Origin of the sequence: Sodalis sp. dw_96, assembly GCF_018449575.1 — a bacterium.
Lineage (GTDB): Bacteria > Pseudomonadota > Gammaproteobacteria > Enterobacterales > Enterobacteriaceae > Acerihabitans.
Map to the genome: position 1 here is coordinate 48306 of NZ_JAAVUT010000009.1, position 12505 is coordinate 60810.

Here is a 12505-nt window from a genome sequence, read left to right on the forward strand (position 1 = left end):
CACATTAGCGCACCGTCCGGAACCATAACCGCAGAAAATGAAGCAGTCAACCCACGGTTTGTCAAGGTTTGCAAAGGCTCACATTTTAACCGGTCGGGGCAGAGGTTGCCCCCCCCGGAATAATTCTTACTCCTTCAGCCGCTTATTGCAGTAGCCGTTCCGCATTGGGCAGGCTTTTCACGCCGATTTTAACGGCATTATCATAATTGTAAATATCTGTTCGGAACTGTGGTTTACCATCCTCCGCCACCCAGGCGGTCATGTAGAAAAGGTTGACCGGTATCTGATGGCGGATGGAGACGTAGGTGGTATTACCCTGCTTAAGCGTGGCGCTGACCCGCGCATCGCCCCAGCCTGCATCCTGAAGCAGCATATTGGCCAGATCCGAGGCCTTGTTCACCCTGACACAGCCTGAACTGAGGGCGCGCATATCGCTCAGGAACAGGTTATGGTTCGGCGTATCATGCAAATAAATGGCGTCGGAACTGGGCATGTTGAATTTATAGCGCCCCAGGGCATTATTTGCCCCCGGCACCTGACGCAGGCGATAAGGGAAATGGGTCGGCGATATCATGTTCCAGTCAAGTGAGGCGGGATCAACCACCTCCGCATCGCTGCTCCAGCCCGATAGCAGGGTAAAGCCGTTGCGTTGCAGATAACCGGGGTCGCGCATGGCCTTCGGCACGATATCCTTTTGTACCAGAGAGGTGGGGACATTCCACGGCGGATTAAGCACCACGCTGCTGAGCGCGCTGCGCATCAGCGGCGTTTTTCGGCTTGGCCGGCCGACGATGACCCGGGACGACAGCACCTCGGTACCTTGATGGTAATAGACCAGTGAATAGTTAGGTATATTCACCTGAATAAAGGTGTTAAACCGATTGTTCAGCAGCCTCAGACGCTGGATATTCAGCGCCAACAGGGTGACCCGAACCTGTGGGGATACATTGAGCCAGTCGCGGGTCTGGCGGCCGATAACACCGTCGGGATTTAATCCTTGCCAGCTTTGAAAGCGTTTGACGCCATCCACCAGTTCCGGCGCAAAAACCTTATCCTGAGGATCGACGGTGGCGATGACCGAGGGATCCGACGTGGACGCGGAGGGTTTAGGTGAATCGGCGGCCGGGCTGACCACCACTGTTTGCTGCGCGTCGGTTACCGGCGGCGGCGTACGGGGATCGGCGGGGGCATTATCCGCGGTGGGGGCCGGCGGCGGTTGTACCGCGGTCAACATGCCGCTGCGCCGCAATATTTCCCGCAGGGCCGGGATATCATCGCTGAGTTGCCCCGGCCGCAGGCTTTCATTGCCGTTCAGCCGCGGCCAGGGGTGGTTATCCGACAGCATGGTTTTTAATGCCTGGTGCATTTTCAGATATTGAGGATTCTGCGGCTCCAGACCGGCGACAAACCGACCGATGCTGCCGTCATGCACCGCATGCATCCAACGTTGAACCGCCAGCTCCGGCGGTGGGGTAAGCACATACGGGCCATCATTGAACAGCCACTTTTCGCCGTTTTGATCGACGCCGGAGACATATTGCAAATATCCCAGCATCGCATCGGAAAGAATGACATCCCGTGCCATGGCGTTGATGCGGGGATTGGTTAACCATTGCGTCCAAACAATAAACTGAGGCTGAACGCCGGATAACGCCAGCTCCGCCAATTGCTGTTGAAACTGCTGAACCGCGTCGCGGTCCTGCCACAAGGGCTGGTTGTGGTGGGCGGTGTAAATCGACGCCAGCTGGCTGGCGTAGAAAGGTTTGATGCCGGCAGGCAGGATCGCCGCCAGCGCCGCGCCGCTGTGACCCAGCGTATGGGTTTCAGGCAGTATGGGGGCGGTTGCCACCTGCGCACGGGGGGCAAAAAGAGGAATCAGGCTCGAGACCAGCAGGCAGCCGGTCACCGTACGTCGCCATACCACAGTACTTGTCAGTAACATCCTTTGTCCCCTGTATGCTGAATTGTTAATTATTATCGTCCTATTTTCGCATGGGACTTTTCCTTAGTATATAAGCAGAAAGCCAAATATGCGTTACGGATATTGCGAAGAAATTAACAAAGTTTTCAGCGGAGCGAAACCGGAGGAGAAAAGCCGCCTCGCGGCGGCTTCGGACTGTTGACAAACGTGCTCACAGTTAACAAGGAGGGACAGTCTAGGATGCTTCCCTTGTCGGAACCGGGGCCGGCACCGGAAGTTCGTTGGCGAATCCGCGCAGGCCCACCACATGAACGTGCTCCTGGTTATTAAAGACCTTTCTCACCAGCTTGTAGGTGGTGCCTTTTTCCGGACTGATATTTTCCGGCGCGGCGATAATCAGCTGCATTTGCAACCGGTCGCACAGCTCAAACAGCGTGGCGATGGATTTGGCGTCCAGACGCGCCGCTTCATCAAGGAACAGCAGGCGGCACGGCGAAATATCCTTGCCCCGCAGCCGGCTTGACTCCTCTTCCCAGCTTTGCACCACCATCACCAATATCGACATGCCGGTACCGATGGCCTCGCCGGTGGAAAGCGCCCCGCTCTCCGCTCTCAGCCAGCCGTCGGCGCCGCGGTTGACCTCCACCTCCATCTCCAGGTAGTTGCGGTAATCCAGCAGCTCTTCGCCAATGGTTTGCGGCGTCCGTTGTCCCATGTCGATTTGCGGATTGAGCCGTTGGTATAATTTCGCCAGGGCTTCGGAGAAGGTCAGCCGATTACTGCTGAACAGGTCCTGATGCTGCTCTTGCTGCTCGCTCAGCACGCTCAGCAGTGTGGCATGGGCCTCGCGCACGTTGACATTAAGCCGTACGCTTTTCACCTGGCCGAAGCTGACCGCCTGCAAACCCTGATTCAGCATTCGGATACGGTTTTGCTCGCGCTGGATGGTTTTACGAATGATATTGGCCACGCTGCGGGAACTGATGGCGAGCTTTTGCTCACGGGCGGTGAGCTCTTCGGTCAGCCGGCTGAGTTCGATCTCCATTTGCTCGATGGCATCCACCGGATCATCCGTACGGATGATATCCTGCCGGATACGTTCGCGCAGATGCTGATATACCGCGATAAAGAACTGGATCTTCCGCTCCGGCCGTTTTGGATCTTCCGACAAACGCAGCACATCCCGCAGATGCTCATTGTCGGCCACCGCCAGACGCAGGGCGCCCAGAGCCTTGTCCGACATGGAACGCAAATCGTCCGCCTCCATATAAGCCAATTCGCGCCGGTGCAGCCGCCGTTCGACGCCGTTGTCTTTCACCAGCCGCATCACGGCGCACCAGCCGGTTTTGGCCGTCACCACCTGCTCGCGCATCTGGTGATAATCCCGCTCCAGTTTGTTCAGTTTTTTCTGCAGGCCGTCCATTTCCGCCTCGCAGAACGTGATTTGTTTTTCCAGTTGACTGCGGCGGCTGCGGTTCTGACCGAGAGAGGCGTGCAGCCGATCGCGGCGCTCGCGGGCACGCACTTCCGCCTCGGCATCGGCCTGTACGCCGATATCCCGCAATTCCTGCGTCAGTTCCTGATACATGTCCCGTTTGGCGTCGAATGCGCTTTTCAGCGAGGCCAGTACCTGATTCAACTGGGTCAGTTGAGCCTGATGCTGGCGCAGCCCGTCCCGGGCCCGGCTGCGTTCGGCTTCCGCCTGTTCCAGCCGTTGACGCAGCTTATCGTTGAGATCCGAATTTTCCGTCAGCATGCCGGCTGAATCGGAATAACCGAAATGCGCGCGGCGCTGCACTACTTCCGTCAGCGCGAACGCCTGCTGCTTGGCCTGGCGCTGCGTTTGCTGCGCCTGGAGATAATCCGCCTGCAACTGCTCATGCTGCTCGGGGTCGTTTTGCAGTACCGCAGCCAGCGGTTCCAACTGTTCCAGGGCGGTGCGGTGGGTTTGCAGATAACGCACCGCATCCTGCGCCTCTTCCCACTCTGCCTGAATGGTTTCCAGGCGATCCGCCAGGGTATCGTCCAGCAGGACATTCATACGGGGGATCAGCCGGTTGAGCAGGCTTAATCCTTCCCGCGCCAATTCGTACTGCTGGCGCTGCTGCTGATGCTGGCTTTCATGATCGCTCAACAGCCGTTCGAGCTCGCCGCGACGGCTGGTCAATCCACGGATTTCCGCTTCCGGATCGCTTTCAAACGCCACCGCCAGGTGGCTGCCGACAAACCGGCCGAAAGACTGATGAAGCCGTTGCAGCTTTTGCACGTCAAACGACAGGGTGGCATAGCGCTCCGCCAGGGCGTCGCGCTCGGCGTTCAGGCTTTCAAGGCGATTCTCGCGGGCGGCGCGGCCAAACAGCGGTACCGCCGGGAAACGTGAGTATCGCCATTGGCGATCCGCTACCTTCACCAGTACCGCTTTTTCAAGTTCTTCAATACCGAATACGCTGTCATCAAACGACTGTGGATCGCCTTCAATCAAATAGAGATCGTCAGGGCAGTCGTCCAGACCATCGAGCTGGTCGCGGATGCGGGATAAATCCGTCACGACGATGGCATGGCGCGAGGGCCCGTACAGGGCGGAAAAGTACGGCGCGTCGTCGAACGTGACATCGTCATAAATTTCCGAAAGCAGTACGCCGCCGAAACGTTCCGCCAGGGTAGCCAGGCGTAAATCCTCGCTGCCCCCCGGATGGCTCAGGCGCTCGATTTGCTCTTCGATGCTCCGCTTCACGCCGGCCGCTTCATCCCGCTCAACCGTCGTCTCGCGCTCGCGTTCCAGCAGTTGCTGCATATACTCGGTGACCTGGGCGCCGCTTTCAAGCCGTTCGCCGCTTTGATCCTCCAGCAGGGTCAGCGCATCCTGTGCCGCCAGCCAAGCCGGGGCACGCTGGGTCAGCAACTGCAGCCGCTGCGCAATCTGATCGAATTCCTGCCGCAGTCCCATGCGGCGCTCACCCGCTTCGGACACCGAAACCGACAGCGTTTCCACCTGTGCTTCCAGCTCTTGCTGTGCCGAGTCCAGCTCCTCCGGCGGGTAATCCGTGCCCATACGTTTGCTGAAATCCGTCAGGAGACGCTGTGCGTCCTGCTGTTCCCGCAGGCGCTGTTCCAACTCGTTCAACTGACCGCGCAGCGGCTGTAACCGATCGGCCTGATGTTGCAATGAGGCCGCGTCGCGCAATAATTCCCGCGCAACCTGCCAGGCTTCGTCCCGGGGAGTCTGGCCGGCAATCTGCACCACCAGCCCGTAGGCTTGTTCAAATTGGCTGTGAGCCGCCTGGGCGACGCTCAGCTTTTGTTCCAACTGCAGCAAGGTCTCGGTGGCTTCCTGCTCTTTACCCTGGAACAGCGCCAGTTCGCGCTCGGCGTTATCGGCGGACAGGTCCGGCGACTGGCAAAGTTCGCGAGCGCGCTCCAGCGCCTGCAAGGCCTGCTGATATTGAATGGCGCGGGTTTGCTGCACATCCAGGGCCTGCTGGTAGTCGGCAAGCTGGCTCTTGAGTTCGTCCACTTCAAGCTCGGCAGCCTCCAGACGGGCCTCGTTATCCTGGTGTATCCCGTTGGCTTCCGCCACCACTTCGGTTTGCTCTTCCAGGCGGAAAGTCAGTTCATCGATGTCGTCGCGATAACGGTTAACCTTCTCCTGCTGGCGCATAGCCGTTTGCACCAGATTCAAATGATCGCTGGCGGCCTGATAATCGGTTTCCAGATCCGATTCGCTGCCCGCCGCTTCCGCCAGTTCGCGCGCCATGTCCACATGACGGTACTGCTCGGCCGCCAGCTGTTTACGGCTGCTGAAGAGATCGCGCCGCAGGGCCAGCGCCTGATCAAGATGCACCCGCCGTTCATTGGCGTGGCGCATGTAATCCGCCGCCACATAAGAGGTGGCCTCGGAAATCAGGTGTTTAAAGAGATCGCGATCCGATTGGGTGACCCTGATGGCTTCCAGGGTCATGCGGTTTTCCCGCAGCGCGGCTTCCATATCCTGGAACGCCTTGCGCACACCGCTGTTTTCCGGCAACAGATAATCACGCAGGGATCGGGTAATGGCGCTGGAGATGCCGCCATAGAGCGATGCTTCAATCAGCCGGTAATATTTGCTGCGATCGGCGGCGGATCGCAGGCGGCGGGGAATCACTCCCAGATCGAACATCAGGGAATGGTAATCGGTGATGGAATTGAAAATCTTGAATTGCACCTCTTCGTGCTCTTCCACCCGCTCTTTGACTTCCTGCAGGCTCAGCACCCGCGCCTGACGGTCACCGACGATTTGCGTCAGGATCTCCGTGGGCTGCACCGCGATGGGCAAACCCTGGATCATGAAGGGCTTGATATCCACCTTGCGATCCCGTCCGGCGATTTGCTGCAACCGGACGCCCACCAGCACCCGCTGATGGCGGGAATTGACCACGTCAAGGGCGGCGTAACAGACGCCGGCGCGCAGTTTCCCATGCAGGCCTTTATCGCGCGATCCGCTGGTGGCCCCGGCTTCCGTGGTGTTACGGAAATGCAGCAAGGTCAAATCCGGGATAAGCGCGGTAATAAAGGCGGCCATGGTGGTGGATTTTCCCGCGCCGTTACCGCCGGACAGGGTGGTGACCAACCCATCCAGATCGAAAGTTCGGGCGAAGAACCCGTTCCAGTTAACCAGAGTCAGTGAGCGAAATTTACCACGTTCAATCATGCCTGTTCATCCTCGGCGCTATCCGACATACCGTCCTTCATCATGCCGTTTACGTCATTGTCGTCCTGCTCGTCATTCAGGGATAATGCCTGCTCGATGGGCATCGCTTCACCATCGCGGATCATCCGCAACTGAGCCTCGCGCGGGTCGTCGCCGCTGCGCACATCAGCACCGAAACGAAATACCGCTTCCGTGATACGGAATTTGGCGGCATCGTTGCCCATAAACCACACCATGCCCAATCGCCTCAGGCGATTAAGGGAGGTGCGGACCTTTTCCTGCAGCTTTTGCCGGTCAAAATCAGAGCCGGTGGAACGCTGGTTAACCAGCTTGAGCAACTTATTTTCATCCGCCAGACTGAGCAGTTCGTCATACAGCTCCTGCTGGGTAAAAATCCCCTCATGAGCCAGACGTTCGGGACTGAGATAAAGGTAGCAGAGTATCTTGCCCACCATCATATCCAATTCGGACAATACCGAACGCGGGATAAGCGTCGTGGAGCGTGGACGAAGGTAGAAAAAACCCTCCGGCGCTCGAACCAATTCCACATTATAGCGACGGTAAAATCCCTCAAGCTCTTCTTGGAAATCCATCAGGAAAGCATGATTGTCCAGCTCTTCGACGCCGATATGGCGGCCGGAACGCAGTTGACTGTCGAGTGCCGGGAACAGCGCGTTGCTTAGCGCTTTCACCAGCTTAACCGGCATGTTTTCTTCAGTACTTATCGATGACATGGGCCTGTACCTTAGCACCGTAATCGTTGATTGCCTGCCATTGTGGCGGTAATCCGGAAAAATCTGATTCGGCCACACCCAGACGTACGGCCTGATCAACTAAAATACGCGCGACGTCGAACTGGCGCGCGCGGGGAAAGCGTATCAGGTAATCGCGCATTACCTGACCGAGATCAAGAGGCAGCCGCTGCTGCTTATATACCGCCAGGGCGGTTTCCACCATTGCGGCCAGCTGCTCGCGGATTTCGTTGAATTCTTCGTACTCCATATCCGGCGGCAATTCTCCGGTGACCTCTTCGGTACGCAGCATCAATTCCTCATCGCGCATATCCAGCAGGCGCTCGGCGTTGGCAAAGGTCAGTGTCCAGGGCTGCTCGAAATAGTGTTGTACCGATTGCCTCAGCCGCTGGGCGAATACCCGATTTTTATCCATATCGATGGCGGTGCGTATAAACCGGTGCACATGGCGGTCATAACCAATCCACAGATCGATGGCCTGCTGACCCCAGTTGGTAATGCGGTCCAGCTTGTTCTGCAGGTCCAGCACCAGCTTATCGATAAAGGTGAGATGCTGATGTCCCAGGGTCGCGTCCTGAATGCGCAGCAGATTGGCCTGCAATTTGTCCCCCGCCGCTTCCAGGGTATCCTGCAATTCCCGCAGGGTGCCGGAGGTTTCCGACAGAAGTGATTCGCAGCTGGCGATGGCGGCGCGCCAATCCTGGTTCAGGAGCTCGGCGATATCGTCCTTCACCGATTGCTGCTGTTCATCCATGATGCGTTGCGTCATATCGATACTGTCGAATATTTCCGCCACCGAATACTTCAAGGGAGCGAACACATTGCGGTGCCAGTGGAATTCATCGCCGTCTTCTTCGGCCGCTTCCGCCGCCCGCTGCAGTTCCTGGGCGACGATGGATAATTGCACCGACAGGCGCAGCGTGGAAAATTCGCGCTGGCGAATATAATAGTCGCTGATGCCGATGCCCAGCGGCGTCAGCCGATAGATGGCGTTGCCTTCCACCTGTTCGCTGATAAAGCGGTTGAGCAATCGCTGGCGCACCAGGTCATTAATGGCGTTATTGGCGCGAAGCGTTACCGTTTCATGGGTTTGTTCAAAGCCTTTGCTGACATGGCGGAACGCGTCCACCAGCTCCCCTTCGGTCATTTCGCCGTCCATGCGCTCGCTGTTGAGGGTAGCGATGGCCAGCACAAAAGCCAGTCGCTCAATGGGCAGCGACAGCGAGAAATCATTTTTGCGCGCCCAGGCGACCAGTTCGGGTACAGTCTGGGAAAATTCACTCATAATTCATCCTTCAGAGGGTGTTTATGCGCCATGACGTGGATGTAGCGCCCCATGCTGATAAAGGGTTCCTGCCGGCAATAATGTTGTTCCATCGCCAATAATGCCGGAAAATCATCCTGTTGCTGCTGCTTATTTTGCAGGTAGTCATGAAACACCCGAACCCCGCTTTTGCCGCTGAACGTCATCCCCATGTCGGCCAGCCAGCCGTACACCTGTTCGGGATCGCAGGGATGGTCCGGCATTAACGAGCGTTTTTTTCGTTTCGGCATCCCTGATTTCACAAATTCAATATTCCCCAGGATCATATTCCGCATAACCAGACCGTGCTTATTGTAAAACATTAATGACAGGGCGCCAGCCGGGGCCAGATATTCATAGAGTTTATGCAATAAATCCCTGGGCTCGGCCACCCATTCCAGAACCGCATGCAACAATATCAGATCAACCGGCCTTTCCAAATGGGGCGCGACGGTCTGAATGGCGCTTTGTACAAATTGCATGTTATCGATCACACCTTGTTGCTCCGCCTGTTGCCGCGCCCGTTCTATCATGTCGGCGGACAAATCGCACAGCAGTACCCGGTGGCCGAGAGCCGCCAATTGGCAGGACAGGCGCCCCTCTCCGCCGCCGGCGTCGAGAATAAAGAGCGGACGCTGAGGCAAACGCGTCAACAGTCCCTGCAAATCCTGCCATAGCACCGCCTGGCGGATCAGGCCCTTGGTGGTGCCGTAAATATTACCCACGAATTTTTCGGCAATATCGTCAAAATTGCGGTCCTGCATCATCGCTGCTCCGGACATGGCGTTCGGGATAGGCGTTTTTACCATAAACCCGTCGTGAAACGACTATTTTGTCACAGGCTGACTTAGAATGAATCTTTATGGCGCCGGATCGCGCCTGCTTGATTACATTTCACCCAATCGGAGCGTTTTTTGATGCTTTTCACGCTAAAAAAAATAATCGGCGGCTTGCTGGCGCCATTACCACTGCTGATCCTGCTGATGGCGGCGGGCCTTATTCTACTCTGGTTCAGCCGCCGGCAGAAAACCGGCCGAATCCTGGTATCCCTGAGCTGGCTATGCCTACTGCTTTTGAGCCTGCAACCCATTGCGGACAAATTGCTCGCTCCCCTGGAGGCCGCCTATCCCACCTACAACGATACGCGGACCAGCATCTCTTATGTGGTGGTGCTGGGAGGCGGATATACTTTTAACCCCCATTGGGCGCCGAGCTCAAATCTGGTTAATAATAGCCTGCCGCGGGTGGTTGAAGGCATCAGACAGTACCGAAACCATCCCGGCGCAAAAATGGTCTTCACCGGCGGTGCGGCGATGGGTAATCCGGTCAGCAGCGCTGAAACCGCCGCGCGGGTCGCGGAAAGCCTGGGGGTACCGACCGGGGATATTGTCAAACTTGATAAACCCCGGGATACCGGGCAGGAAGCGACCAGCGTCGCCGCGCTGGTGGGCAGGTCACCCTTTCTTTTGGTGACTTCAGCCAATCATTTGCCGCGGGCGATGCGTTTTTTCCAGGCCCAAGGTCTGTCGCCGATACCGGTGCCGGCCAACCAGCTGGCGGTGACCAGCCCGTTGAACCTCTGGGAGCGGGTGTTTCCTTCGGCGCTTTGGCTGGGGCACACCGAACGCGCCTGGTATGAAACCCTCGGCCTTATCTGGCAGAGAATAACCGGGACGGGGTCAATCTAGCCAGGGCCGCAGTTCGGGGCCGGCCTGGTCAAATACGCCGCGATCCAGATAACCGGTGTGGATATAGCGGGCCGCCGCTTCCCAAATCGCATAAATCCAGCGGCGATATAGAAAGGCCTCCGATACCGGGGCCTTGCTGAGATAATGGTACAATAAATCTTTAGTCATGCCGTCTTCGCTCAGCCGGAACAAATCATATTCCCTCGGCGCCCATAGCATGGTGCCCGGGTTGAGCATCGCCAACAGCTGGTCGGTGCGGGGATCTTTCAGCATGCTGCGCAAAGTGAGATTGCCATGCACCAGCACGCAATTCTCCGGATCCTCGGCGAACAGTTTTTCCCGGCTTTGACGGGTGCGAAACAATAAACTGCGATCTTCATGGGTCAACAACGGGGCCGAGACTTTCAGCAGGGTTGACCAAATCACCTCAATACGCTGCGCGTACCATTTCGACCAGGTATTATCCTGGGTACTGTCCACTGTGCCCACCAGGCCGTGGCTGTCAATGCGATGCCATGCCAGCAGGCATTCGACGATATGATCTTTCAGCAACTCCCAACGCTGCGGTGTGCGGGTAGGCGCTTCCACTGAAACCCCGCGCAAGCGTTCCATCAGCAGCAGTTCTTTATAAGGCGCCTGCTGGGTAACCACCAGTCCGTAGACGGTAGGCAACCGCACCTCTCCTTCCCGGGCCAGCATGGAGAGTTTATAGGCTTCCTGTTGGGCGATGCCCTGGCACACATAACTTTTAGCCAGCAAAGACAGCGGATTCCCTTCTTTATCGTACATGGCGTAAAGGTGTGCGTAGGGCTGTTCGCTAATTCGTTCCAGGCGGCTCAGGGGCTCGCCCAAGACAGCGCTTAACTCCGCTTTCAACTGTTCCATGACCGATAAAACCTTAACCAGATAAGAAGGAAGGACGCATAATATACATTCGCCATGATGCTGCCATCGCCGGGAAAATTCTTCGTTTCAGATCAAGGTTTAGCGGAAAAAGGCCGGCGATAGCGGCATACAAGACTTAACAGTACCGCTTATCGTCGGCATTGGGCAACACTTGCGGCGACATTAAGCGCCGCTTGCCATCGGCATTAAGCGAGATGTGCGGCGACATTGAGCGCCGCTTATCGTTGACAATATTTCGAGAATCAAATCCCCGTTAGCCGCGGGTGGCCTGTTGCATCAGCTGGCGCACCAGGTTCAACTCTTCCTGTGTATCCACGCCCAAACCCGGCACCTCTCTGGCCACCGCCACGTGAATTTTTTCACCGTACCAGAGTACCCGCAGCTGCTCGAGCATTTCTATTTGCTCCAGCCGGCTGGGTTGCCAGTCGACGTAGCGGCGGATAAAACCGGCGCGATACGCATAGATGCCGATATGGCGCAGGAAGGTATCGCCAATCTGCTCACGAGAATGCGTAAACCGTTCACGATCCCAGGGGATCGGCGCCCGGGAAAAATAGAGCGCGTACCCTTTGGCATCCATCACCACTTTAACCGCATTTGGGTTAAAAGCCTCTTCCGCCGTGCGAATAGGCACCGCCAGGGTTGCCATACCCGCCTCGCAGTTCGCCAGATTGTCCGCCACCTGACGGATAATGACCGGCGGGATCAGGGGCTCGTCACCCTGCACATTCACCACGATTTGGGAATCTTTGAATTGATAGCGTTCAATCACTTCCGCCAGACGTTCAGTACCGGAGTGATGATCGGCCCGCGTGAGGCAGACTTCCCCACCCGCCTGACGGACCGCGTCAAACACACCGGCATGATCGGTCGCCACGATAACCCGTTCCGCTCCGGACTCCTGGGCACGCTCCATGACATGCACTACCATCGGCTTACCGTTGATATCCGCCAGCGGTTTACCCGGCAAACGGCTGGATGCAAACCGTGCGGGGATAATAGCAACAAAACTCATTGATTTGTCTCGTCCAGGGTCATTGCGCGGGCCTCGCTTTCCAGCAGGACCGGTATACCGTCGCGAACCGGGTAAGCCAGGGCATCCGACTTGCAAATAAGTTCTTGTTTTTCTTTATTAAAATAGAGCTTTCCATTACATACCGGGCACGCCACGATTTCCAGTAAACGGTGATCCATATTTCCTCCAGCTTACATAACCCGCTATGGGTTGATGGGGCTGAGAATAGCATA

General features: G+C 57.0%; 9 protein-coding genes. 1 reads left to right on the top strand and 8 read right to left on the bottom strand.

Annotated features, from left to right (window positions below; translation table 11 throughout):
- Positions 1-142: 142 nt before the first annotated feature.
- The 5 genes from ldtD to cmoM form a co-directional block, all read right to left on the bottom strand.
- The gene (ldtD, locus tag HB631_RS14760) at positions 143-1942 is read right to left on the bottom strand and encodes a L,D-transpeptidase (RefSeq protein ID WP_213991935.1); all 1800 of its coding nucleotides are present in this window, start codon (positions 1940-1942) and stop codon (positions 143-145) included.
- Positions 1943-2156: 214 nt separating this feature from the next.
- Positions 2157-6608: a chromosome partition protein MukB gene (gene mukB / locus HB631_RS14765; protein ID WP_213991936.1), complete on the bottom strand. Its 4452-nt coding sequence runs from the start codon at positions 6606-6608 to the stop codon at positions 2157-2159.
- Positions 6605-7342, bottom strand: coding sequence for a chromosome partition protein MukE (gene mukE / locus HB631_RS14770; protein ID WP_213991937.1), 738 nt, complete (start codon positions 7340-7342; stop codon positions 6605-6607). Before mukE ends, mukB begins: the two co-directional genes overlap by 4 nt.
- Positions 7323-8645, bottom strand: a complete 1323-nt coding sequence (gene mukF / locus HB631_RS14775) for a chromosome partition protein MukF (protein WP_213991938.1) — start codon at positions 8643-8645, stop codon at positions 7323-7325. The genes mukE and mukF overlap by 20 nt, the downstream gene beginning before the upstream one ends.
- A complete protein-coding gene (gene cmoM / locus HB631_RS14780; RefSeq protein ID WP_213992087.1) occupies positions 8642-9427 on the bottom strand; it encodes a tRNA uridine 5-oxyacetic acid(34) methyltransferase CmoM in 786 nt (261 codons plus the stop codon). Before cmoM ends, mukF begins: the two co-directional genes overlap by 4 nt.
- Before the next feature lie 153 nt (positions 9428-9580).
- Here cmoM and elyC point away from each other — a divergent pair, with 153 nt between their 5' ends.
- Positions 9581-10351 (top strand): envelope biogenesis factor ElyC, encoded by a 771-nt coding sequence (elyC, locus tag HB631_RS14785; RefSeq protein WP_213991939.1) that lies wholly within the window; start codon positions 9581-9583, stop codon positions 10349-10351.
- Here the strand turns inward: elyC and HB631_RS14790 are convergent.
- From HB631_RS14790 to HB631_RS14800, 3 genes are all read right to left on the bottom strand, one after another.
- A complete protein-coding gene (locus HB631_RS14790; protein WP_213991940.1) occupies positions 10343-11236 on the bottom strand; it encodes a YcbJ family phosphotransferase in 894 nt (297 codons plus the stop codon). The genes elyC and HB631_RS14790 overlap by 9 nt on opposite strands.
- A 274-nt stretch (positions 11237-11510) precedes the next feature.
- Positions 11511-12272 (bottom strand): 3-deoxy-manno-octulosonate cytidylyltransferase, encoded by a 762-nt coding sequence (kdsB, locus tag HB631_RS14795; RefSeq protein WP_213991941.1) that lies wholly within the window; start codon positions 12270-12272, stop codon positions 11511-11513.
- On the bottom strand, positions 12269-12451 hold the full coding sequence (locus HB631_RS14800) for a Trm112 family protein (protein WP_132922640.1): 183 nt from the start codon (positions 12449-12451) through the stop codon (positions 12269-12271). Before HB631_RS14800 ends, kdsB begins: the two co-directional genes overlap by 4 nt.
- Positions 12452-12505: the final 54 nt, after the last annotated feature.